General features: G+C 59.8%; 15 protein-coding genes. 2 read left to right on the forward strand and 13 right to left on the reverse strand.

Translation table 11 applies throughout. The annotated features are described in order from the left end of the window. Positions 1-342 precede the first annotated feature (342 nt). The 11 genes from PMX60_RS03875 to PMX60_RS03925 form a co-directional block, all read right to left on the reverse strand. Complete coding sequence (locus PMX60_RS03875) at positions 343-861, reverse strand: prealbumin-like fold domain-containing protein (protein WP_271746950.1); 519 nt, start codon at positions 859-861, stop codon at positions 343-345. Between the two features lie 135 nt (positions 862-996). Continuing rightward, positions 997-2,130: a hypothetical protein gene (locus tag PMX60_RS03880; protein ID WP_271746951.1), complete on the reverse strand. Its 1,134-nt coding sequence runs from the start codon at positions 2,128-2,130 to the stop codon at positions 997-999. A 114-nt stretch (positions 2,131-2,244) separates the two neighbouring features. Beyond that, on the reverse strand, positions 2,245-3,915 hold the full coding sequence (locus PMX60_RS03885; protein WP_271746952.1) for a SpaA isopeptide-forming pilin-related protein: 1,671 nt from the start codon (positions 3,913-3,915) through the stop codon (positions 2,245-2,247). After that, the gene (locus PMX60_RS03890; protein WP_271746953.1) at positions 3,908-7,390 is read right to left on the reverse strand and encodes a hypothetical protein; all 3,483 of its coding nucleotides are present in this window, start codon (positions 7,388-7,390) and stop codon (positions 3,908-3,910) included. Before PMX60_RS03890 ends, PMX60_RS03885 begins: the two co-directional genes overlap by 8 nt. Positions 7,391-7,893: 503 nt before the next feature. After that, positions 7,894-8,715: an HAD family hydrolase gene (locus PMX60_RS03895; RefSeq protein WP_271746954.1), complete on the reverse strand. Its 822-nt coding sequence runs from the start codon at positions 8,713-8,715 to the stop codon at positions 7,894-7,896. A 217-nt stretch (positions 8,716-8,932) separates the two neighbouring features. Further along, a complete protein-coding gene (locus PMX60_RS03900) occupies positions 8,933-10,219 on the reverse strand; it encodes an MFS transporter (RefSeq protein WP_271746955.1) in 1,287 nt (428 codons plus the stop codon). Positions 10,220-10,605: 386 nt separating this feature from the next. Then, positions 10,606-11,907, reverse strand: a complete 1,302-nt coding sequence (gene mobB / locus PMX60_RS10230; RefSeq protein ID WP_271746956.1) for a molybdopterin-guanine dinucleotide biosynthesis protein B — start codon at positions 11,905-11,907, stop codon at positions 10,606-10,608. Between the two features lie 4 nt (positions 11,908-11,911). Next, positions 11,912-12,967, reverse strand: a complete 1,056-nt coding sequence (moaA, locus tag PMX60_RS03910) for a GTP 3',8-cyclase MoaA (RefSeq protein ID WP_271746958.1) — start codon at positions 12,965-12,967, stop codon at positions 11,912-11,914. Positions 12,968-13,200: 233 nt separating this feature from the next. Next, positions 13,201-14,238 carry a hypothetical protein gene (locus tag PMX60_RS03915; protein ID WP_271746959.1) on the reverse strand — a complete coding sequence of 346 codons (1,038 nt, stop codon included), beginning with the start codon at positions 14,236-14,238 and terminating at the stop codon, positions 13,201-13,203. A gap of 215 nt (positions 14,239-14,453) precedes the next feature. After that, the gene (locus PMX60_RS03920) at positions 14,454-16,352 is read right to left on the reverse strand and encodes an ABC transporter ATP-binding protein (protein ID WP_271746960.1); all 1,899 of its coding nucleotides are present in this window, start codon (positions 16,350-16,352) and stop codon (positions 14,454-14,456) included. Then, entirely contained in the window at positions 16,345-18,174 is a 1,830-nt protein-coding gene (locus tag PMX60_RS03925) for an ABC transporter ATP-binding protein (protein ID WP_271746961.1), read from the reverse strand. Before PMX60_RS03925 ends, PMX60_RS03920 begins: the two co-directional genes overlap by 8 nt. A gap of 260 nt (positions 18,175-18,434) precedes the next feature. Here PMX60_RS03925 and PMX60_RS03930 point away from each other — a divergent pair, with 260 nt between their 5' ends. Together PMX60_RS03930 and PMX60_RS03935 are read left to right on the forward strand one after the other, a co-directional pair. Next, on the forward strand, positions 18,435-19,781 hold the full coding sequence (locus PMX60_RS03930) for an MATE family efflux transporter (RefSeq protein WP_271746962.1): 1,347 nt from the start codon (positions 18,435-18,437) through the stop codon (positions 19,779-19,781). A gap of 54 nt (positions 19,782-19,835) precedes the next feature. Beyond that, positions 19,836-20,681: a MerR family transcriptional regulator gene (locus PMX60_RS03935; RefSeq protein ID WP_271746963.1), complete on the forward strand. Its 846-nt coding sequence runs from the start codon at positions 19,836-19,838 to the stop codon at positions 20,679-20,681. Positions 20,682-20,851: 170 nt separating this feature from the next. Here the strand turns inward: PMX60_RS03935 and ligA are convergent, their stop codons facing one another. After that, the gene (ligA, locus tag PMX60_RS03940) at positions 20,852-23,080 is read right to left on the reverse strand and encodes an NAD-dependent DNA ligase LigA (protein WP_271746964.1); all 2,229 of its coding nucleotides are present in this window, start codon (positions 23,078-23,080) and stop codon (positions 20,852-20,854) included. Between the two features lie 249 nt (positions 23,081-23,329). Continuing rightward, positions 23,330-24,781, reverse strand: coding sequence for a S1C family serine protease (locus tag PMX60_RS03945; protein ID WP_271746965.1), 1,452 nt, complete (start codon positions 24,779-24,781; stop codon positions 23,330-23,332). Positions 24,782-24,941: the final 160 nt, after the last annotated feature.

The raw sequence follows: 24,941 nt of genomic DNA on the forward strand, positions 1-24,941 counted from the left end.
CCGCGAGGGCGGCGAGCGCGTTAAGGAATTTCAGCATTTGGGGACCTCCGATCGAGTCGTCGGCCGCCCGCGCACGGGATGCGTCGCAAGGGTATTTTACTGCGAGCACTCGCACTTACAGCTGGTAAACGCAATATTTGCAAACATCTGTTCGATATTCATACGCCTGATCCATCGGGCAATGGAGCCTGGCTGTGTTGTCCAAAAAGAACGGGGCAAACTCCAGCGCGGAGTCTGCCCCGAAAAGAAAATGGCAAAGCAAGAACGTGGATGGACGAGAAAAGTGTCCGCAAGTCTCATGGCCATCGCATCCCACCTGCCAAAGGGATGGATGAGTGAGCGTTACTCCTGCTCGGACTCCTCAGCCTGCTTACGGCTGCGGATGAGGTGCGCCACGCCGATGCACAGCACCGCGCCACCAGCGATCCAGGTGAAGGTCACGCCGTTGAGACCGGTGAGCGGGAGGTTGGAGCCCTTCTGGTCGACAATGATGAAGCTGAGCTTGCCGGTAGATGCGGTAGCCTTGTTGTCCTTGACCACGCCATCTGCTGCCTTGATTGCAGAATCAACGCTGGGGATAACCTCGTCGCCGGTCTGATTGAGCTCGCGCTTGATGGTGAAGGTCACACCGTTTGCTGCGGAGTTATTGTAGCCAGGCGCCGGGGTGACCTCTTTCAGGATGTAGGTGCCTTCATCGAGACCGACAACGTTAATCTTGCCTTTTGCGTCGGTCCTCAGCTTGGCCTGCTCACTATTGGTCGTCTTGGTGCCGTTTGCCTTGATAAAGTTGTTCGTATCACCCTGCTCCTGAAGCGTGAACTCAACGCCTTCGAGCCCCTTAGTTTCATTATCGGAACCCACCTTGGTGACATCGATGCCATAGGTGTAGTCATAGGCAGGGTGAATTACCGTATTGCCCTCGCCTGTACCGTTCGGGTTGTTAGAATAGGTAAGCTTAACCGTATTCTCCTGAGCCTTGCCGATAAGATCCTTGAACTATTCCTTAATGACATTATTGCTGTCGAAAATCTTGGAGGAGTCGAGCTTGGCTTGATACTCGACGGTCACCCTCGAGCTAGCGTTGACGGCAATGGGGTTATCGTCAACGTCAACACAATTCCTCAGGTTCTTGAAGTTAACGGTAAGTTCGTTATCATCCGAGAGATTTGTGGTGTAGCCCCGCACGGCATTATTCTTTACGGTCTGGTTACCGATCGTAACCGTGACATCCGGAACATTATTCTCGCTGCCATCGACGAACTTGGGCGTCATGGAATTGGGCAGTTTGTCCGTGAAGACGTATTTATAGTCGCTATAGGTGTCGATATTACTCGCAACCGTACCGACGAGTTTGTAATCGACCCAATCGTCCATAGCAGAGTCAGCGGCCTTATTGGGTTTGGTAAGAATGTCTCCGTTCTCCACTGTCACCCAATTTTTGTCCTTGTCATCCATAACAGCCTTGTTGACGGTAGGAATGCTGGTCTTCTCGGTAACCACCACATCGCCGGCGCCCACAACGGCATAAATCGGAGAAGTGGCAGTATTCTTGTTGTCAGCTTCCGACCCATCCGGAGCTAAAGTGTCCTTGTCAGTCAGGAACAGGTAATAACCAGATTTGTCGAAAGAAACCTTGTTGCCCGCCGCAAACGAAGCCTCCGTAGCGCCCGTCGGGATGGTCGGAGCGACATCCTTCGCAACCAGTCCAGCAAGCGTATTGAGCAAATCGGTGTCTTTGAGAACCGTCGTGTTTGTGGTCCCGATAATGTTGGCAGTCAGCCAATTGGCAACATCCTGCGGGCTGGCATCGGTTTTCAGAGCGCCTTCCTTATATTTGTTGATAGCCTCGATGATGGCATTTTGCGTCGTGTCCTCAACGCCAGTTGCCCACTTAACATTCGAAACGACCTTGTCAGTCTTGCCGGCCTCATCCACGACATCGGCCTCGAAAATCTGGTAGGCCTTGTACTTCACGCTGCCATTGTCTTCGTTCTTATTGATCTTAATGCTATTGGTCGAAGCAGTCGCACCATCAGCAAACGCCATGGTCACCGGGGCCATGACGCCACCGAAGCTCAACGCCGCCGTGAGGCCTGCCGTTACTGCCAGGCGTGCGATGTTCTTGCTCATGCTCATCTTCTTTTCCTCCGTTTTCCGTTTTATTCCAATTCGATCGATCATCATCTGTCTGTGTCTTAGCATCTACTTCGCTACGTCTCGCCCCGCTCTCTGTGGGGCTGCCAGCTACTCTTTATGGCTGCCACCTCCCCGCTTGACCAGGAGCGCGACCACGATGAGTGCGGCTCCGGCGACCGCTGCGGCGGCCACGGCGTACATTGCCATATCACCAGTCAAGGGCATAAAGCCTCCGGTGGTAATGCTAGGGGGCGTGCCGGTGGGCGTGTTGATGAGCGACGCCTCCAGGCTGCCCGTCGACCCGTCCGCGCTGTCGGCACGCAGGGGCGACTCGGCCGTGATGGTGAGCTTGGGCTTGGCGGCGGCCACCTGGTCGACGTCCAGGCCCTCGGCCTTGACCGTCACGGAGCGCGTACCCTCAAAGGCGGTGTAGCCCTTGGGCGCCTTGAGCTCGCGGACCTCCAGCTTGCCCGAGTCCACGCCCGAGACGGTCACGCGGCCGTCCTCGCCCGTGGTGACGGTGGCCTTGCCCTCCGCATCCCACGTGCCGTCGGCCGCCAGCGTGCGACCGCGGTCGTCGGCGATGCTCAGGACCGCCCCGGCAAGCGGCTTGTCGCCGTCGCTGCCGCGCTTGGTGAGCGCGAGATCCCAGGTGTAGGCGCACGCATCGTCGCTCGGCGTGCGGGTGAAGCCGGCGTCGCCGGACTGGTCGGCAAAGGGAGAGCGCGGGTAGCGCAGGTAGACCTCGTTGGGGTTGCCCTTCGCGATGCCGTGGTTGCACGCGCTGTTGAGCGGCGCGTTGTACACGGCGACCACGCGGGCGCCCGCGGTGAAGGCGTCGGCCCCGCCGAGCGCGGCGATGAGGTCGCCGGTGCGCACGGTGAAGGTCTTACCGTCGGCCGCTACCTTGGTGGCGCACTGGGCCGTGATGTCGGTCCAGCCCTTCGCGGGCTCGGTGCCGGCGCGCCCGTCCTTGTCGGCCGAGACGGCGTCAAAGCCGCCCTCGGTCCCCGCCGCCGCGTACACGCGCATGCTCGCGGCGACCTTGGAGGGGTCGAGCCCCGCGCTCATGGTATCGACGAACTTCACCGTATAGGTGTCGTAGGCAGTGAGCCCGGCCGGGACCGTGGCCGAGAGGCGCCAGTACAGGTCGTCGGCGACCGTGGCGTCGGCGGCCTTCTGCCATGCGGCGGCGCTGTCCTCCAGCACATGCTTGGACACCTTGGGGGTCGCCGCCTTGGGCTTAACGGTGACGGCGCTGCCGCCCACCAGCGCCATGATCGGCGCGGTGCCGGCCTCGTTCTGGGAAATGGCTTCGTCGTCGGCGACGATGAGCCAGTATCCGCTGGGCAGCTCGGCCGCCGTGCCCGCGTTAAGGGCCATGGACACGGCGCCAGAGCTCTGGAGGGAACGAGCGAGCTGTGCGCTCAGCGCGCTCGTAAGGTGGGAATCGGTGTTGAGCCACTCGGCAGCTTCCTGCGCGGTGGTCTGGGAATTGGGCATGCCGGCGCTGTGCAGCACAGGCAGCGCGACGTCGCGCACGGCGTCGCATGCCCAGGCGAGGTCGGTGGCGATCTTGGCGTCGCTGTCGCCGTCGACGACGTTGGCGCTAAAGATCCGGTAGGCGTCGTAGCTGCTCGCCACGGTGCCGCTCACCGTGATGGAACCGGTCGAGGTCGGCGCGGCCTGCGCGGAAGCGGGGAACACAACCGCGCAGGTGCCGATCAGGAGGGCAAGCAGCGCAAACAAGATCGGGAAGGAGCAAACTTTCTTATTCACGACGCTTACCTCCCTTCGCATTCGCCTTGCGACGAATGTGCATCCAGGCCGCAGCAGCACAAAGCACCGCCGCGCCGGCAAGGTACGTCAGAGTGACGCCCGACATACCAGAAAGGGGCAAAGAGGTGGAGTAGGTGTTGGTGAAGGTGGGGATGGAGGTGTCGGTGGAGTTGGGGGCGGAGGTGTCGATGAACGTCTTTACTTCGGCATTGTCTTCTGGTGTCCAATTGCCTTCGGAGTCAACGGTTCCCTTCATGTAGGTCACCTTATAGTTGATGGTTCCATTGGCGACATCCGTTCGATCAACCTTGAACCTATAGACCGAATGATCAAACTTGTAATGCGGATATTTCTCACTTTCGTCCTCCTCGCGCACGTAATAATACGGGAAGTCCTTGGAAGCGCTACGGCCCGTGGAGTCCGCGCCCTTGGTGGGGTCGTCAAGCGTGCAACTAATATCTCCGAATTTCAGGAGCTGAGAGCTGAGGCCATTGGCCTGAGTCTTTACCTCTTGAGCGTTTTCGAACTTCGGATTGTCTGCGAGCTTGAGCGTAAACACCTTCATCTCGCCACCCTCAACGACCTTAGTCACCCTAGGAGTCCAGGAAAAACTGGAGGTATACGTGTTGGTGAAGGTTGCCTTGTTGGTGGAGGTTGCGCTGCTGGAGTCGACGATCGAATAATAGCCTTGGCCGTCATCTTTCAGAGCGCCCAGCGATTTAGTTAAATCTCCGGAGTGTTTAATCACCCTCGTGTTTGTAAGCGTGTAGTTATGAACACTGATTTCTTTAGTCTTGCTCTCGTCATTCAGCGTCGGAACAGACATAAGTACAGTCACGTTATCCTGGAGCGTCCCCACAATCTCATACACAGCAGGGTCGTACTTGATGTAGGGATTATTACCAGCATCTTCAACCAGATAATATGTAATCTCGCCAGCCGAACTGCTCGGAGCAGACTGTTCACCAAGGTTAAACGTGATGTTGCCGTTTGCATCATTACCTGCATTTCCTACCTCAGTGCAAACGCCGCGATCGAATGTCCCATTAGCGAAAGGATCTATCAAATCCTTGCGGTAGACCTTAAAGGTGAACTCATTCTCAGTGAGTGGTTTTTTCTCATCAGTCTGCGAATCGATTAGCTCCTTGGTCGCCTTAAGGCTTGGGTAGACATACGCGTCCGCTGGCTGACCCAAGTACAGGTCACCATTCGACATGATGCCGCCACCATGGTCCCAGGAATAGTTGTCCGTGATGAAAGTTGTAACTTTAGTACCCTGTACTTTACCCTGTACTGCGTCAGTCACCGCTTGATCCGTGGCCTTAACATCAGAAGTCAGGCCGATGTTATTTTTTACCCCAACAACACCGTTGGCGGGGATGGTGATGCGATTCGTTAGCTCAATGCTTCCCGAATACTTGGCGTCTATATTGCCAAGCATCTTGCCGCTTACCACTGCGACCGGCGTTGTGTGACCTTCCGCCGCGAGGAAGAAATCGGCATGACCATTCTTACGAAAAACATGTTCATTGTTAGAGTCGACCGAGTTATAGGCGACCCAGTCTTGATCCTTACCCTCGCCGCCGCCAGAAAGATGGAGGCTACCATTATTACTGTTATTATTATTCTGCGGGTCATATTTGGTGAAAGAACTAGCGTCTTTAGCGTCAGTGTTGCCAAAAATCGCTGTGCCTTCAGTGTTCGTTACCAATGTCTTGCCCGTGGGGCAGACTGCTACGCCGCCGCCATAGCCACCAGCGGTATTGCTGCTAATGTACGAGTTGTATACAAATAATCTACCAGCGGTCTTTTCCATATTCGCATTCGAGTTTCCCTGAACAAAGATGCCGCCGCCACCCCAGTCAAAGCGAGACATGCAGTGATTGTTAGTGATATAGACTTTATTGTCTTCAGTGCCGTTAATCATCGCGTCAACCATCTGGCCCACTCGGACGCCGGCACCTTCAGATCGGTAGCTCACGTTAGAGGCAATAATTCCTCCCGTGATATTCAGCCGCGCCATTCCTGAGCGAGACGTTTGGCCATTCCGTTCGACATCGGTAACGTAAACGCCGCCGCCGGCTTCCTCGGAGTAGTTGCCGGTAATCTGACCATCGGAAATAGTGACTTTCGCTCCATAGTTGGCAGCAAGCCCAGCGCCGCCATGGTCACCGTTGCCATCCTTGCCGCAGAATTTAGCCATTCTATTATTCGTGATATAGCCATCAGAAACGGACACGATGCCGCCCTTGGCCATAATGCCGCCACCGAGTCCCTCGTTGAGTGTGCTATTACCGGAGATTACGCCATTAGTTATGGTGACCTTGGAATAACGGGCATACACACCACCGCCATTATAAGCGCTGTTGCCGGCAATTACGCCGCCAGTCAGCTTAAGGGTCGAGGCGCCGCCTTGCTCGTTGGATACCATAATGCCCGCGCCGTCACCCGAGCCAGAAGCACCGCAAACGTAGCCACCGCTCATGTTGACAGTAGAGCCGTTCTCGGCATAGATGAGATGCCCGACGTTGCAATCCTTTGCCTGCGTGAGCGTACCGCCCTGAAGGTTAAACTTGCCGCCCGTGTAGACGTTAATGAGCTTCAATGTGGAACCCTTGGGCGCAGTTGAGACAATTGCACCCTGGATGTTGACCTCATATGTTTCACGCGTTTCCGTCGTGCCCGTACCCGTATCGTTAACGGACGACGTGGTTACGTAATAGGTGAGCTTGTTCGGGATGTCGTTGTCATAGCCGACCTTGCCATTTTTGCCATAATAATCGGGAGTGAACTTCTGGCCTTGATCATCCAGCACCACGCTTGATAAGGGCCTATCACCAGAGTGATTAGGATTATCCGTAATTGTAAACTCGGCACCATTGCTCACACTGAAAAGCGGCTTAGTACCATCGCCCGAGTGCTTTATCTTGCAGCCATTAAGATTAAGGGTGATATTGCTTCCTTTATTCCTGAGAAAAATCTCGTCGTTGTAATCGATGTTACTCATCAGCTCGAAGCTGGCCGTTTCGCCCGCTTTAACACCCTGAAGCTTATCGCGGAGCTCTTCTGCGCTAGTTATTTGTACGGCAGCCGCTTCAGTTTGCTCGTTTTGCGCAGCCGTAACAACGGTTTCACCATCCGAAGTCGTTCTACCCTCGTTCTGCTGCTCTTCCTCGGGCTGCTCCTCAGGCTGGCTATCGTCGCCAGACTCGTCGCTCTCGGTCTCGTCACTATTCTGGTTTTCGGCATCCCCGTTGTTGGTGTTTTCTACATCAGTAGACTCAGTTGAGGAATCAGCCGCCGTCACAGTTTCCTCGGCTGCACCCTCCTGACCATCGTTTGCAATGGCCTGCGAGATCGGAGGCATGACGAGCGACAGCACCAGGCTCAAAACGGAGGCTCCGCACAAAACGCCTGCTAGCACACGATGCATCGCTTTATTGCTCTGCTTAGATTTGTCTGAATATGCTTTCATCGATGTCTCCTCCCCAAGAGACCGCGATCTTGCTCTTTCACTATCAAACGTATCTGCGCAATCTGTAATTGCGCACGTTTATTGAAAAAATTGTAACGATTGTTTAGACATCTGAGCAACAAAACCGACATTTTTGTAGCGGATTCTCAATTCTCTTGAAATTTGCTCAGATTTACCTTCGTTTATTCGCTATCTATTTTTTGTTTCTACTGGCAATTTAGTTGCACATCATTTTTTAATGGCATTAGATTTTTTTGCACAAATTTTTGCTCAATAGCAAACATCCTGCTCACGGTCGAAAATCGACCGTGAGCAGTAGGTCATCAACCGGAAGGAATATCCTACCAAATTGATGGGAATATCTTTAACTCATCGGTGGTTAGAAATGTAATGTTCAGATAACCATATCTGAATTTTCACACAGATTTTCGGTATCAATTCGCCCAAATCGCCTGAAGCCACCACAAAGATGCCTGCCCCCTTATGGTGGCTCTCCCCCGGCGCTACAGCAGATGCTCCTCGATAAAGATCGCGATGCCGTCTTTGTCGTTGCTCGCGGTTACAAAGTCGGCGGCGGCACGGGTGGCGTCGCTGCCATTTGCCATGGCCACGCCCACGCCGGCGTCGGCCACCATGCAGGTGTCGTTGTCCGCATCGCCAAACACGCAGATGTTCTGGAGCTCCATGTCGTTGAGCTCCGCCACGCGCACAAGGCCGCGCGTCTTGGACACGCGCGGATCCATGAACTCGTAGAGCCGCTGCGTGGTTTGCAGGGCCGCTGCCTTAACAGTGTCATCGGCAAACGTCGACGCCCGCTCAATCACCCGCGGCATCACCTCGGGCGCCATGGTAAACATCACCTTGGGCTGCGGCTCGCGCAAAAACTCGGCAAAATCGACCACCTGGTAGGGCACGCCATCGACGCGCGACAGGTGCTCGACGCACGCGTTGCTCTCGGGCACGTAGAACACGCCGTCTCGGGGGCAGACGGGCGTTGCCGGAAGGTCCGCCATGTGTTTGCAGATGCGCGCGATGGTCTCGCCCGGCAGCGGATAGCTCAGCTCGTTGATGTCGTGCGCGCGGTCGATGACCTCGGCGCCACCGCAGCCCACGAGCACGTCTACCAGGCCTTCGATGCCCCAGAGCTCGTACATGGCCTCGGTCGCATGGGCGTCGCGCCCGGTGCACAGGCCAAAGAGCACGCCGCGCTCGCGCAGGGCGCGGATCGCCGCCACGGTGCGCGGGGACACCGTGTGCTGGCTCGTGAGCAGCGTGCCGTCGATATCGCAGAACACGGCTTTGACGTGGCTGAAGGTGGTGTCCATGGGGGCCTTTCTGGGTTGTGCGGCGGTGTGGGGTGTATTCGCAAACGGCGTACATGGTATACCAAGGCACAGGCCGTTGGGACCCGATCACCACAAAGGCGTCTGGCCCCTTTGTGGTGGCCGGACCCGAAGGGTGTCCCGGCCCGGAGCGCAAACCATCACAACATTCGACGTTTTTCGGCAAAATCGCGATTTTCATCGAATGTTGTGATGGTTTTTACTGCCTTGCGGCACGATCCAAATGTCGGCGTCCAAACAGCAGCAGCGTCGCGGGAACTGCCGTCACGACCATGCCTGCCCCCACGAGTGTCTGCTGCACGCCAAATGTCGCCGCCAGCCACGGGGCAATCGCCAGCGGCGCCACGCCGGCGAACATGTTGCCAAAGCCCATGACCGAGTTGACGCGACCGAGCTGCTCGAGCGGAGCCGTCGTTTGGACAATCGTGTTGTGGAGCGGGTTGACGACGCCCCAGGCCACACCAAGGACAATCTGGCCGACAAGGGCTACGCCCACGTACGGTGTTCCCACATAGAGCAGACTTCCCAGGCCCACGGACATAAGTGCCACGAGCAGCGTTTTTAGGTTTACCAAGTGCAGCGGCAAGCGGAGCGCAACGACGGCGCCCAGCACCGCGCCCACGCCCGAGGCCGACGAAAGCCAGCCCATCCACTCAACACCGACATGCAGAACATCGCGGTAGAAGAACGACTCCAGTGGATCGAAGGCACCGTAGCCAAAGTTCGAAAGGAAAATAATGCAGAACAGCAGGGCGAGGACGCTGTTGGCGAAGACTGTCTTGATGCTAGTCGCGAAGGTTGCACGGGAAGATGTGTTGGGGTCGGAGCTTTGGCTGGCCTTATCCGATGTGATGTCGCCGATCGCGGGTTTGCCTTCGTGTGTGGCGGCCTGACCTGCACTTTGCCTAAAGTCCCAGCCGGCAATGAGCGCCAATGCGGTAAAGAGCATCATGAGCACGAACACCGCGCGCGACGACGCAGCCGCCGCGACAAAGCCGCCCATCATGGGGCCAACGATGATACTCACGTTTGAAAGCATGGCGATGGCAGAGTTGATGTCTTTGAGCTCGACAGGATCGTCGGTGAGGTAGGCTGGATAGGATGTGGCGATGGGCTGGGCAAACCCCATCACAAAGCCCAGGAGCACCGCGCCGAGCAGGACGATGCCGGTCGCGCTGCCAAAGGCAATGATCGCCGCGCCGGTTGTCAGCGTGCCCACGATGCTCAGCAAGAAATGGCGGCGCGGGCCCCAAGCGTCGAGCGCCGCACCGCCCGCAAAGGACCCCAGGATCACAAAGACGTTCATAAAGAGGACAGCCAGCGATGTCGCGACGACCGAAGCGCCGTCCGCATAGGTAAGCGTTCCGATGACGCCGATAAAGTAGCTGGTCTGAAAACCGGTGTAGATGAGAAAGCGCATCGCCACCAGACGCTTGGCCTGCACGGACAGCGATGATTGAGGCTTTGAGAAAAGGGAGGCGAGCATGGAGACTCCTTGTTTCATACGAATGCGGACGGCGGGCATTCGCCACTGTCTGTCAAATCAATCTATCCGCATGAAACATTAAGGACGCATCAAGCCCCTTCTCTCCGTTTTTCGCCCGTCATGAACTACTTGGTAGATTGTAAGGCATGTCCCACACATCTACCAAAGCAAAAAACACCACAAAGGCGCCTGTCCCCTTTGTGGTGGAAGTGACGTTTGCCCAGATAAAACCTGCCAAAATAAACCTGTCCCTTTTTGGCATGTTATGGCAGCGCAGCGAGCCGGTTCCAAGTGCCCCAGGTCGCCCCGAAAGAGGAGCGACGCGTACTTTGGTACGCGAGCGACGGCTTGAGGGGCGAGATGGGGTGCTTGGGGCCGGCGCAGCGTCAAGCCTGAAGGTGGTCTTGGATGAGGTCACAGATGGCTCGGGCGTCGTTAATGTTAATGGCTCTGGTCGCAAAGCCGGCGTCGAAGGCCTGACGCGCCAAGGCCTCATTGCAGGCAAGGGCCAGCGTGCGGCCGTCGACCAGATCAAGCGAGCTCTTGCCGCGCAGACGGTCGACACCGGAGCGCGCGACCACGATGTTGTCGAAGCCCTCAGTCTTGTAGCCCTCGATGATCACCACGTCGACATCGTTGTAGCGCGACAGCAGCTCGCGCGCGGGCATCTCGTCCTCCTCGCGCGTGTCGGCGTACTCCGCCCAGCGCGTGGCGCAGATGAGGCCCACGTGTTTGGATCCGGCCTGATGATGGCGCCACGTATCCTTAGCGGGCACGTCGATATCAAAGCCGTGGTGCCCATGATGCTTGAGCGAACCCACGCGCAGGCCGCGGCGGGTGAGCTCGGCGATAACTTTCTCGACAAGTGTGGTCTTGCCCGAGTTTTGGTAGCCGATAAACGCGATCGCGGGGACGGCCGGTGCCGGAGCTGCGGGCGCGACGGCGACGGATGCGCTCGCGGGTGCGTCACCCGCGGCTCCCACGGCCTCAACAGCAGCGGCCCGACGCTCGGCACGATCCCACACGCCCGAGCGGCCGCCCTCCTTGTGCAGTAGGCGCACGTCGACGATCTCCATGCCGCGATCGACCGCCTTGCACATGTCGTAGATCGTTAGGCACGCGGCGCTCGCGCCGGTCAACGCCTCCATCTCGATACCCGTCTTGCCCGTCACGCCGGCCGTAACCAGCACGTGAAAGCCAACCTGCCCGTCCGCGCGCGCCGGCGCCCAGCCCTCGGGCACGTCATCGACAGGCGTCCCCGCCGGAGCGATGGGCGCAATGTCGCACTTGCTCTTGGTAATGAGCAGCGGATGGCACATGGGAATGATATCGCTCGTCCGCTTGATAGCCATGATGCCCGCCACGCGCGCGCAGGCAAGCACGTCGCCCTTTTTGGCGCGGTCCTGCAGCACCATAGCCTGCGTCTCGGGGTGCATGAGGATGGTGCCCTCGGCGATGGCGATGCGATGGGTCTCGGCCTTGTCGGACACGTCGACCATGCGCACCTCGCCCTTGGCGTCCACGTGCGTCAGCTCGTCGCGACGGGCGTCGCGGGCGGGCTCGGTGGCAGCACCGGCAGTCGGCTGCGCGGCTGCGACGGCGTCGCTGTCAGTAGCCGTGACTTTGTGGGCAGACATCGCGGCCCTGCGAGCGGCCTTGGTAGCATCGGCGTACCTGCTCTTGGCCATATGATCATCCTCCGATTTGGGACATGAATCGTTGCGTGCCCTCAATTATCGCGTGTTCCTGCGGTTTGTGGGCCACGGCATCGCGCCAAATCGAAAGTACCTGCATATCATCACCACGGCGCAGCGCCTCACGCACCGAATACTCGGCATCGCTGAACAGGCACGGACGCACGTTGCCATCGGCCGTCAGGCGCAGACGGTTGCAATTCGCACAAAAATGGTTGGACATGGCGCTGATAAAGCCGACCGTTCCCGCCGCGCCCGGAAAGTGCCAATAGCGCGCAGGGCCCGCGCCGGCAGGAGCGTCGTTGATGTCGAGCGGCTCGAGCTCGCCCAGTCCCGCCGCGGTGGCCCCAGCATTGATGCGCGCCCGCAGCTCGTCGCTCGGCACGGTATCGCTCGCGTCCCACAGCTCGGGATTGAGTGCGGGCGCATGCGGGTCCACAGCGCAATGCGAGCTCGTGTGCTCGTCGCCAATGGGCATGTATTCGATAAAGCGAAGGTGGATGGGGCGGTCGACGGTCAGCCGCGCGAGGGCAGCCACATCCTGGTTGAGCCGGCGCACCACAACACAGTTGACCTTAACGGGCTCAAAGCCCCAAGCCAGCGCCGCGTCGATGCCAGCCATGGTCTGCTCGAGCCGGCCCAGGCGCGTGATCTTTCCAAACAGCGCAGGGTCGAGCGTATCGAGCGAGATGTTGACGCGGTTAAGCCCGGCGTCTTTGAGCTGCGGCGCCAGCTTGGGCAGCAGGGCGCCATTGGTGGTGAGCGAGATGTCCTCGATCTGCGGGATCGCGCGGATGTCGCGAATGAGCGGGATGATACGGCGGCTGACCAGCGGCTCGCCGCCCGTCAGGCGCACGCGGCGAATGCCCTCCCCCGCCACCAAGCGCACAAAGCGGGCGATTTCCTCGGCACTGAGTAGCTCGTCGTGCGCGCGGGGCGCCACGCCATCGGCCGGCATGCAGTAAATGCAGCGGAAATTGCACTTGTCGGTAACGGCAATGCGCAGGTAGTTGATATCGCGACCAAAGCCGTCATGTTGCACGTGCCCGTCCACGCAGCCCTCCCCTCACGCGGCGTTTTATTCTTCGGAAAACATAATACCCCACGACAGATTTATGCCGACACCCGTACGACAGGACAGGTCGCTTCGAGCAAGACCGGCTTCCCAAGCCCATCCTCAACACAGACCATCACAACATTCGATGCTTTTCCCGTTTTTGGCGAAAAACGTCGAATGTTGTGATGGTCTGCCTGCCCACGGCACCCCGTAGAAGGACCAAAGCGCCCCTAAAGGCCGCCGTCCCAGTGCCGAATCACGAATTCTCGCAGGTCGTTTTGACGTTTCTGGAACGCTTCGCTTCGGTCGCACTTAAGGCCCATAGCGAACGCGATGGCGTTCATCGCCCGGTGCAACTGCAGCTGATGGGCAAACTGAGTCCCGGTGAGGACGATCATCTTAAAGCCCAGCGCGCTCAGCACGGTCATACGCTCCGCATCCGACGCGCTGCGCTGTTTATCAAGATGGTCCGAGCCGTTGTATTCAATCCCCGTACCGCTCGCAGGCGCATATACGTCGATCTCGAAATACCCGGCCTTTGCGAGATACTTGAACTCGTTGGGAACATCGACCCGATGGTTGAGCTCGATCTTGGCGTATCCCAACCCTCCCTGGGAACGTTTTGCTACAACCATGATTGCGGTGGCCGTCTCCATGGGCGACCGCGCGCCATCGTGCACGCGCTTGAGCACGGCGGCCGCGCGCATGGCCCCCTGACGAGATCGGTTCTCATTGCAATAGGCAATCAAGTCGGCAACGGTATACCTCTGCCCCATCTCGATATAATCGCCTGTCGACAGATGATTCAAATGGTATCGGGCACAGATTTCGTAGCCATATTCCAGCTGCTCGGGCTCGCTCATCCACGAACCCGCTTGGACAAAACACATGACCTCATCAACCACCAGAAGGCCCTCTGCCACCTCGATAAGATGGCCTGGAGGTACCGGCGCTCCAAACACGTGGCACCTAAATCCAGCCGGCGTCGAGCGCTCAAAATCGAAGTTGACGAGCGTGTCGATATGATCGAGCTCTTCTCGTGGAATACCAAGCGAAACCAGATAGTCGGCAACAATCCCAACTGCCGCTGAAGCCCTCAGCCCCTTGGCATCGAGCCCCAATTTGGGCAGGCCCGCGGCCGGCTCCGCCTCGTTAGAAAGCGAGTCCTCATCGTATAGGCTGCTTGCTCGCGAGAGCGACTCGGACGTGCGCGCCACGTTGTGGTACAGCCAGGCAGTCTTATGGGACAGGACGATCGGCAGGTCCATGAGCCCTCCAATGGAGTCGGATAACCAACCTTATTCCCCTGCCCACGGGTCCGCACACCTTCGTGCGCAAGAAAGCGATTCCACCCGGTCGAGTGGCAGAAAAACCATCACAACATTCGATGCTTTTCCCGTTTTTGGCGAAAAACGTCGAATGTTGTGATGGTTTGAGACGAGGTGAGGAACACGGAGGGGTCAAAGCATCGTGCTCGAACGGGTTAATCCAGCTCTTTTAAGCCATGCGCCAGCTGCCAGTACTCGCCGTGCTGGGCGAGCAGCTCTTCGTGCGTGCCGCGCTCGATGATGCGGCCGTGTTCGAGGACCATGATGGCGTCGGCGTCGCGGACGGTGGACAGGCGGTGCGCGATCATAAACGTGGTGCGGCCACGCATGATGCGGTCCATGCCGCGCTCGATGAGCTTTTCGGTGCGCGTGTCGATAGAGCTCGTGGCCTCGTCCAAGATGAGCACCGGCGGGTCGGCAACGGCCACGCGCGCAATGGCGAGCAGCTGGCGCTGGCCCTGCGACAGGTTGGCGCCATCGGCCGTGACCGGCGTGTCGTACCCTCTAGGCAGACGGCGAATAAACGAATCGGCGCAGGCTGCCTCGGCAGCGGCGCGCACCTCCTCGTCGGTCGCGTCGAGCTTGCCAAAGCGGATGTTCTGCGCAATGGTGCCGCTAAACAAGTGCGTGTCCTGCAGCACAATGCCGAGCGACCCGCGCAGGCTGGCCTTGGCAATGTGCTTGACGTCGATGCCGTCGTACGTGATCTCGCCGTCATCGACCTCGTAGAAGCGGTTGATGAGGTTGGTGATGGTCGTCTTTCCGGCGCCCGTCGAGCCCACAAACGCGATCTTTTGCCCCGGCTTGGCAAACAGGTTGAGGTCCGTGAGCACACGGGTGCCCGGCACGTAGGAAAAGTCCACGGCATGGAAGCGCACGTCGCCGGCAAGCGGGACCAAGCTGCACGTGAGCTCGGTACCGTCGGCGGCCACCGCGCGGCCCGACTCATCAACGGCAGCCACATCATGCAGGTGCCCGTACGAGCCCACGCCCTGGCCCTCGGGAATCTTCCATGCCCACGCGGCGTCGCCCGTCTGCACCAGCTCCACGCAGCCCTCGTCCACCTCGGGCTCAAGATCCATGGCGGCAAACAGACGCTCGGCACCGGCCAGCGCGTTGAGCAAGAAGTTGCCCAGCTGCGTAAACTGGTTGATGGGCATGGCCGCCTGGCGCACAAAGACCAGGTAACTTGCAAGCGCGCCCACGTCGGCGAGCCCCTTGATGCAGAGCATGCCGCCCGCCACGGCGACGATGGCATAGTTGACGTAGCCAATCACCACGGTCATGGGCACCATGGAGTTGGCATAGCTCACGGCGGCGGTGCCGGTGCGCCGAAGCTCGTCGTTGCGGCAGGTGAAGCCGGCGATATTCGCTGCCTCGCGGTTAAAGACCTTGATGACCTTTTGGCCCGAGACCATCTCTTCGATATATCCGTCCAAGTCGCCAAGCGATGCCTGCTGGGCGGCAAAGAAGCGCTTAGAGCGCGCGCCCGAGTAGCGCGCATACAGCACAATGGCCGCATCGCACACGAGCGTAATAATCGTGAGCTGCCAGTTAAGGATGATGAGCATGGCCGTGGTGCCCACAACCTGAATGGCGGCCTGAATCACGTTGGCAAAGCTGTTGTTGAGCGCCTCGGAGACGGTGTCGACGTCGTTGGTGAAAAAGCTCATGATGTCGCCCGAGCGCGTGCCGTCAAAATAACTGAGCGGCAGCGTCTGGATGTGCGCGAACAGGTCGCGGCGAATGTCGGACACCACGCGTTGGGCCGCGCGCACCATAATCTGCGAGTAGCCCAGGGCCGAAAGCACGCCCGCAGCGTAGATGATCGCCGTCAGGATGACCTGCTTGGCGAGCAGCTCCTCCCCGCCCGTGGCCAAACCGTTAACGATGGGACGCACCATGTAGGTGCCGACGAGGCTCGCGATGGCGGCGACGGAGGCGAGCACGCCCACCGCGAGCAACGAGAACTTGGCATGCCCCATGTAGGAGAGCAAGCGGCGCACAGTGCGCTTGAGGTCGGCCGGGCGTGCTTGGGCTGCGGTCTTAGGCATGGCACTCACCCCCTTCCAAGGGTGATCTGCTGGGGACGGAGGAGAACGGATCATTCGCGCAGCCATCGTCGCAGCCGTCGCCGGCGTCCGCGTTCCCCGCAAACTCCATCTGCGAGGCGTAAATCTCCTGGTAGATGTTGTCGCTCGCCAGCAGTTCCTCCTGCGTGCCCACGCCGTGGACACGACCGTCGTCCAACACCACAATGCGATCGGCATCCATGACGCTCGCGATACGCTGGGCGATGATGAGCACGGTCGTATCGGGAATCCGAGCGATGTGCTCGCGAATCTTAGCGTCGGTCGCCATATCGACCGCGCTGGTGGAGTCATCAAAAATGAGCACGCGCGGGTGCTTGAGCAGCGTGCGCGCGATGCACAGGCGTTGCTTCTGGCCACCCGAAACACCGGCGCCACCTTGACCCAACTCGCCGTCCAGCCCGCCGATGCGATCAAGGAACTCGTCCACGCACGCTGCGCGGCAAGCCGCGAGGAGCTCATCGTCCGACGCCTGCGGATTGCCCCACTGCAGGTTCTCGCGCACGGTACCCGTAAACAGCACATTCTTTTGCAGCACAATGCCCACAGCGTCGCGTAGAGTCGCGAGGTCGTAGTCGCGCACGTCGCGTCCGCCCACAAGCACGGCGCCTTCGGTGGCGTCGTACAGGCGCGCAATCAGCTGCACAAGCGAGCTCTTGCCCGAGCCCGTGCCGCCGAGGATGCCCACCGTCGAGCCGCTCTCGATGCGAAGGTCGATATGCTCGAGCACATCCTCAGCTGCATCCGCGCGGTATTTAAAGGAAACGTCGCGAAACTCGATACTGCCGTCCGCTGGCGCCGCAATCGCGAGGTCTCCCGCGGGGCTGGCGATAAAGGGCTCCTCATCGAGCACCTCGGCGATACGGCCCACACTCGTAAGAGCGCGCGTGAGCAGCAAAAACACGTTGGAAATCATCATGAGCGAGTTCATGATCAGCAGCACGTAGCTCATAAAGCCCGTGAGAGAGCCTACACCCAACTTGCCGGCGAGAATCATGCGGCCGCCAATCCACAGGATGGAGAGCGCAGCCACGTACATCGACAGCTGAAACACCGGCAGGTTGAGCACCGCGCTGCCAAAGGTCTTTGTCGCAGTGCGCGCGAGCTCGGTATTGACGGTGTCGAACTTGGCCTCCTCGTGCTCGGTACGAACGTAGGCCTTGACGGCACGCACGGCGGTGAGGTCCTCCTGTACCACGCCGTTGAGGTGGTCCATCGAGGTCTGGAGTTGGCGGTAGAGCGGGCTCACGCGATAGGTGATGACGCCCAGTACGATTGCCAGCACGGGCAAGATGATCGCAAAGACGGTGGCGAGCGGGCGCGACAGCATCAGCGCGTAGATAAGGCCGACGATAAGCGTCACCGGGCCGCGCACCATAGGGCGAAAGCCGTTGCCCACAGCATTTTGGATAACGGTGATGTCCGTGGTCATGCGGGTGACGAGCGAGCTGGCGTCGTAGTTGTCCAGGTTGCCAAAAGCGAGCGTCTGAATCTTTTTGTACTCGGCCTCGCGCAGGTTAGCGCCTAGGCCCGAGGCAACGCGGGCGGACGTGCGGGCATAACCCAAGCCCAGTACCAGCGAAAGCGCAGCGCACACCAACATGTACGCGCCCTGTAGCAGCATGTAGTTGATATCACACGCAGGCACGCCCACATCGATGATGTTGGCCATGATGACCGGGATAAACAGCTCGAGCACCGTCTCGACCGACACAAAGAACACGCCGAGGATGGCATCGCGACGGTATGCCCCTAGATAGGAAAACAGTATTTTGAGATTGCGCACGCAGGTTCAACCCCCATCAAACGTTGTTCGCAAACGCACGTATTATTGCGCGCCGAATAATGGTGTCAAGTATTCCGAAATCGTTTTCTGCAAGGTTAGCGCCGGCGGCGAGTTCTCGTGATGTGTGTCCATATTCACTCGGAATAATGGTGCGCGCGACTTTTTTTCGCTCCGGCGTCAACATAAACCTTGACTCTACAATCGTTATAGGGTTTTCACTACACTGGTAGATAAACGAACCCAGCCAGAAAGCCCCGCTCATGGAACACGACCTCACACGTGGCAATGTCCTCAAGACCATCGCGGTCTTTGCCCTGCCTTATATGCTCTCGTACTTTTTGCAGATGCTCTACGGCATGGCCGACCTGTACATGATGGGGCAGTTTAGCGGCGCCGCCGGCATCACCGCCGTGGGCAATGGCGCGCAGACGCTCTATATCATTACCGTGACGCTTGTGGGCCTGGCCATGGGAACGACGGTTATCGTCGGCCACGCCGTGGGCTCGCGCCGGTTTGACCGCGCCGAGACCGCCATCGGCAACACCATTACGCTCTTTATGGGTGTCTCGGTGGTGCTGGCCGCCATCTTGCTTGCGCTGTGCCCGCAAATTGTGGCGCTCATTGGAACTCCCGCCGAAGCCGTCGAAGGCACTGCCGCCTACCTGCGTATCTGCTTTATCGGCATTCCCTTTATCGCCGCGTACAACATTCTCTCGGCCATCTTTCGCGGGCTGGGCGATTCGCGCTCGCCTATGTACGTGATCGGCGTGGCGTGCATCATCAACATCGCGCTCGACTTTCTGTTTATCGGCCACATGGGACTCGGCCCCGTGGGCGCAGCGCTCGGCACGGTAACCGCCCAGACGGCCAGCGTTGCCCTCGCGCTCGTGTGGCTCAAGAGTCGCCGCACGAACATCCACGTTAAGCGCAGCGACCTGCGCCCCCAGCCCGAGGTGCTCGGCAGCATTCTTAAGATCGGCGTGCCCGTGGCCGTGCAGGACGGCTGCATCCAGGTGGCGTTTATGTTTATCACCGTCATCGCCAACCACCGAGGGCTCGTCGACGCCGCCGCCGTGGGCCTGGTCGAGAAGATGATCAGCTTTTTGTTCATTGTCCCGAGCTCCATGGGCGCCACCGTCAGCGCACTCACGGCGCAAAACGCCGGCGCGGGCAAGGGCGACCGCGCACGTCAGGTGCTCAAGGACGCCATGACGATCTCGGTGGTGTACGGCTGCCTGATCACGGTGCTGATGTGGCTGGTGGCTCCGGCGTTTATTGGCTTTTTTGCCAAGGACGCTGCAGTAGTCGCGGCCGGCACCGGTTATATGCGCAGCTACATTTTCGACGCGATTTTTGCCGGCATCCACATTTGCTTTAGCGGCTTTTTCGCTGCATATGGCAAGAGTTACATCGGCTTTGCGCACAACGTGCTAGCCGTGGCGCTCATTCGCGTGCCGGGCGCGTGGCTGCTGTCGAACGCCTATTCCGATACGTTGTTTCCCATGGGCATCGCTTCGCCGTGCGGATCGATTTTGTCGGCGGTCATCTGTGTTGTCGCGTTTACCGTGCTCAACCGCCGCGGAGCTTTTGACAAGTTGGCAGCGTAGCGGGGCAACGCGAGCCTGGCGCCCCTCCCCGACCCCATTGAAAGGAGCGGTCCTGTGACCGACACGCCAAGTGAACATACTGAGGGCCTGCTCCGCATTGGCGAGGTGGCGCGCCTGTTTAACCTGAGCGTGGGGACGCTACGTCATTACGAGCAGATGGGCTTGCTGGACCCGGCGCACATCGATCCGGCAAGTGGGTACCGCTACTACGGATCGCGGCAGCTCTCCACCCTCAACACCATCAGCCACCTGCGCGTTCTCAACTTGCCGTTAGCACAAATCCGCGAGTTTGTGACCACGCGCGATGTGAACCTTATGCAGCGGCAGCTGGCTCAGCAGCAGGAGCTCATCGAGCGCAAGCGCCGCGAGCTGGAGCGCGTGTCGCGTAAGATCGATAACCGGCTTGCGCTGCTGCACGATGCCTTGAACACCGAGCTCGATAGCATTTGCACAATCGATGCGCCCGAGCTTCGCTGCGCCGTGTTGCGCGAACGCGTCAACCCTACCGACGCCTATGCGCTGGAGTGGCAGATTCGTCAATTGCAGAAGGGCCAGCACGAGACCTTTGTCTTCCTGGGCAACTTGGGCGTTGGGATTAGCGCCGAACGCCTGGCCGCCGGCGACTTTGATGGCTACGACGAGGTCTTTCTACTGCTCGATGACACCGATGAATACCTGGGCGATGTCGAGGTGCGACCCGCCGCGCGCTGCCTGACCATTAGCTTTCGCGGCACGCACGGGCAAGCGGGTCCGCGCTACGAGCAGCTGCTCGGCTATATGCGCGAGCACGGCCTGACACCCGCCGGCCCCTCGCGTGAGATTGCCCTTATCGACGACATCATCAGCGACGACCCGGCGACCTACGTGACGCAGATCACGGTACCCGTATCGCTAGGCTAGACCGAGCCTCGTCTCTAACTCGGTCAACGCCTCAAAAGCATCACGAGACGCATCTGCCGAGCGCTCACGTTCCGCAATGCGAATTCGCGCCATCAGGTGCTCTTTTGCCTGCCCTTGGGCGTGCCTCGTGCGCCCTTCCGCCTGCGAGCAATTGCGATTCTCTATATCCATTACGCCACCGGCACCTCGCCGGTAGCCAGAATCTGCTCGAGTGCGTCCTCGTCCAGCACGGGCACACCCAGCTGCTCGGCCTTGGTGAGCTTGGAGCCCGCTTTGGGGCCGGCGACCAGATAGCTCGTCTTCTTCGACACACTGCCCGAAACCTTGGCGCCGAGCACCTTGAGCGCCGCGCCCGCCTCGTCGCGGGTGCGGTTGACGAGCGTGCCGGTCAGCACAAACGTCAAGCCCGCAAGCGGCTGTGCGTCGGCGAGCTCGCCCGCCACGCCAGCGTCGGCTGCGGCTTGCGCATGCGCGGCGCCCAGGTCGACCTCGAGCGAAAGGCCCGCTTGGCGCAGACGTTCCAGCACGGCAAGGTTTTCGGGCACGGCCAGGAACTGCTTGACGCTCGCCGCAATCTTGGGACCGATGCCCTCGCACTCGGCGATGTCCTCTTCGCTCGCCAAGATAAGCTTGTCGATCGACAGGAATCGCTCGGCGATGACCTCACCCACACTCTTGCCCACGTGGCGGATGCCCAGGGCAAACAGCACGCGACCGAGCGGCTGGCTCTTGGACTTGTTGAGCTCGGCGATGATTTTCTCGGCCGTCTTGAGGCCTACCGGAATGGGGTCGCCCTTCTTGACGCCCTTTTTGCTGTTGGAGCTGGCATAGGTGCGGCCCGTGTCCAGGCCGGCGATGTCGTCGACCGTGAGCTGGTAGAAGTCTGCGACATCGTGGATCAGCCCGGCGGCGATCATCTTGTCGACGATCTCGTCGCCTAGGCCGTCGACGTCCATGCAGCCGCGGCTCACCCAGTGAAGCAGTCGCTCCTTGAGCTGCGCGGGGCAGTCGATGGAGACGCAGCGGTAGGCCACCTCGCCATCCTCGTGGACCACGGGGCTGCCGCACACGGGGCAGACCTCGGGCATGTGCCAGTCGACCGAATCGGCCGGGCGCTTGTCGAGCACCGGGCCCACGACCTCCGGGATTACGTCGCCTGCCTTGTGCACGATGATGGTATCGCCCTCGCGCACGTTTTTGCGACGGATCTCGTCGATGTTATGCAGCGTGGCGCGCGCGATGGTGGAGCCGGCGACCGTCACCGGGTCGAACTCAGCGACCGGTGTGAGCACACCGGTGCGGCCCACCTGGATGCGAATTTCGCGCAGGACGGTCTGCTTTTCCTCGGGCGGGAACTTAAAGGCGATGGCCCAGCGCGGCGCGCGGGCGGTAAAGCCCAGGTCGAGCTGCTGCTGGAAGCTGTCAACCTTTACGACCACGCCGTCGATGTCGTAATCCAGGTCACCGCGATGTTCGAGCGCCTGGGCACAGAACTCGTGAACCTCGGCGGGTGTGGCGCAACGGGCAACGTTAGGGTTGACGCTGAAGCCGGCGCTACGCAGCCAATCGAGGAACTCGCGCTGGCTGTGGACATGCAGTGGGTCAGTATCGGCGATGGCATAGATAAAGGTGGCAAGATCGCGGCGCGCCGTGACCTTGGGGTCCTTTTGGCGCAGGCTGCCGGCGGCGGCGTTGCGCGGGTTGGCGAAGGGGTCGCGACCCTCGGCATCGGCCTCGTCGTTCAGACGAACAAAGCTGCCCTTGGGCATATAGACCTCACCGCGCACCTCAATGGTGCGCTCGCGGTCGGCGCCCATGTGGGCGAGCGCCGGCTCGGACAGGTGCATGGGCACATCCTTGATGGTACGGACGTTGAGCGACACGTCCTCGCCCGTGGTGCCATCGCCGCGTGTAGCTGCACGTACGAAGGTGCCGCTTTGGTAGGTAAGCGCCACGCCCAGACCGTCGATCTTAAGCTCGCAGGTATAGGTGACGCTACCGGCACCGAGCGCATCCTCGGTACGCTGGAGCCACGCGTCGAGTTCGTCCAGATCCATGGCATCGTCCATGGAATACATGCGTGCCATGTGCGTGACCGGCGTAAACTGCTCGCTCACGTAGCCGCCCACGCGCTGGGTATAGCTGTCGGGCGTCACCAGGTCGGGGTAGGTCGCCTCGATCTCCTGCAGCTCAACGAGCATTTTGTCAAAGGCGGCATCCGTGATCTCGGGCGCATCGAGCATGTAGTAGCGATAGGCGTGGTAATCGAGCTCGTGGCGCAGCTCGGCCGCACGCGCTGCCGCCTGGGCACGGGCGTCGGCCGGTGCGGCGGCATCCGCGCTCGCGGGCGTTTCGGTATCGATGTCCACGCCTTCACCAAACAGGCTCGATTGCTCCATAGCGGCACTCCTTCGCTCGATTTCAAACGGATACTAGAGTACCACCGGTCGCAAAGGGGCCGAATAGCCCTTTCGAACCGCACCGAATCGGCAGCCGCCAGACCGGGGTGGATCGCGCGATCAAACCATGCTCTTATCAGCTTTAAATGATCCGTTTTCCTCCGTCCCCAACGGATCAATAAGAAAAGAGGGGCTGTCCCGCGCTTGGTGGGACAGCCCCTCTGGCATTGGTATGCGCGAAACGGCTCGCTAGAACCCCTGACCGTAGCCCTGCTGGCCCAGCAGCTCCTCCAGATACTGGCGCAGCTGCTCGTCGGTAATACCGCCGTTGCCGGTGTCGGTCGCGCTGTCGTCCTGTTGCTGGTTCTGCAGCTCCTCATCAGAACCCAGCTCGACAGTGACTTTCTTCTCTTCCTTGCCGCGCATGAGCGTGATCTCGACCTTCTCGCCCACCTCGTGGCTGCGCAGCGCGATGATCAGGCCATCGGCGCTCGTAATCTCGTCGTCGCCCAGCTTGGTGATGACATCGCCCTCCTGAATGCCGGCCTTGGCGGCAGGACCGTCCTCGACGACGCTCGCCACGTACGCGCCGCTGTCGGTGCTCAGCTTGTTGGTACGGGCGTTGAGCGCATTGACGCTCGAAAGCGTGGCGCCCAAGTACGGATGCACCGGCGTCTTGCCGCCGATGATCTGGTCGGCAATGTTCTTGGCGTAGTTAACGGGAATAGCAAAGCCAACGCCCGAGCTGGAGCCCGAGTAGCTCTCGATGAGCGAATTGATACCCACGAGCTCGCCGTTGTCGTTAACGAGCGCGCCGCCGGAGTTACCCGGGTTGATAGCGGCATCGGTCTGGATCATGTTGGCATAGATGGTGTTGCCGCTGGTAGAGCTCATGGCGGTGGAGCGATAGAGCGCCGACACGATACCCGTGGAGACGGACTGCTCGTTGCCGAACGGCGAGCCGATCGCCATGACCCACTCGCCCACGTTGAGCTTGGAGGAATCGCCGATCTCGATCGGCGTGAGCTTGGAGGCGTCAGCATCCTTGAGCTTGATGACGGCCAGGTCGCTCGAAGCATCGTTGCCCACGAACTCGGCCTCGTAGGTGGTGCCGTCGTCCATGGTCACCACGTACTGGTCGTAACCATCGACCACGTGGTTGTTGGTGAGGATGTGGCCCTCGGTATCGAGCACCACGCCCGAACCGACGCTGCCCGAATTGTCCGACTCGTCGGCAGACTGCGAAAGCGAGCCATTCTGGCTGCCGCTCGAAGTGGCGGTAATGGAAACCACGGAGGGCAGGGCCTTGGCAGAAACGGCCTCGGCCAGCGTGGTGTCCTCGGAATCAATCGTAATCTTTTGCGTCGACGAGCCAGATGCGCCCGCCGTCACGGCATTCTTTCCGCCGCCAATGTTGAGCGTGCCGCTCATAATGAGCGCAATGACCAGCAGGGCGCCGCAGGCGCAGCCGGCAAGTGCCGTAATAAAGATCGGCAGCTTTTTGGTCTTGGTCTTGACCACCGTGTGCTTGTTCACGACCTGCTGGCCACCCAGCGGCTGGCCGGTCTGCGTGTCGTAGGCCTGCACGTAAGGAATGTTGTTGCCATCGGCAGGCGTCGACTCTACCTGCACACGCGGCTGCTGTTGGGTCTCGCCGGCGTTGCCCGCATCCTGGGGACGCTGGGAATCGTACTCGCTCATAGCTGCGATCCTTTCGTCAAATAACCAAAGGCCCGCCAAACATGTGGCGGGCCATCATTGTTCACGTTGAGTTGTACCCCAATATGCGGGCGCAAGTGTATGAGAACGCAATCTTTTAGGAAGGCTTAAGTTCTGCTGCAGATTCGAGAGGAACCCGCAC

Origin of the sequence: Collinsella aerofaciens, from assembly GCF_028206995.1 — a bacterium.
GTDB lineage: Bacteria > Actinomycetota > Coriobacteriia > Coriobacteriales > Coriobacteriaceae > Collinsella > Collinsella aerofaciens_AQ.

Excerpts from the sequence above, each read along its gene's own strand:
- PMX60_RS03880 (WP_271746951.1), bottom strand. The coding sequence starts at position 2,130 with ATGAGCAAGAACATCGCACGCCTGGCAGTAACGGCAGGCCTCACGGCG.
- PMX60_RS03930 (WP_271746962.1), top strand. The coding sequence starts at position 18,435 with ATGGAACACGACCTCACACGTGGCAATGTCCTCAAGACCATCGCGGTC.
- ligA (WP_271746964.1), bottom strand. The coding sequence starts at position 23,080 with ATGGAGCAATCGAGCCTGTTTGGTGAAGGCGTGGACATCGATACCGAA.
- PMX60_RS03920 (WP_271746960.1), bottom strand. The coding sequence starts at position 16,352 with ATGCCTAAGACCGCAGCCCAAGCACGCCCGGCCGACCTCAAGCGCACT.
- PMX60_RS03890 (WP_271746953.1), bottom strand. The coding sequence starts at position 7,390 with ATGAAAGCATATTCAGACAAATCTAAGCAGAGCAATAAAGCGATGCAT.
- PMX60_RS03895 (WP_271746954.1), bottom strand. The coding sequence starts at position 8,715 with ATGGACACCACCTTCAGCCACGTCAAAGCCGTGTTCTGCGATATCGAC.
- PMX60_RS03945 (WP_271746965.1), bottom strand. The coding sequence starts at position 24,781 with ATGAGCGAGTACGATTCCCAGCGTCCCCAGGATGCGGGCAACGCCGGC.
- PMX60_RS03915 (WP_271746959.1), bottom strand. The coding sequence starts at position 14,238 with ATGGACCTGCCGATCGTCCTGTCCCATAAGACTGCCTGGCTGTACCAC.
- mobB (WP_271746956.1), bottom strand. The coding sequence starts at position 11,907 with ATGGCCAAGAGCAGGTACGCCGATGCTACCAAGGCCGCTCGCAGGGCC.
- PMX60_RS03900 (WP_271746955.1), bottom strand. The coding sequence starts at position 10,219 with ATGCTCGCCTCCCTTTTCTCAAAGCCTCAATCATCGCTGTCCGTGCAG.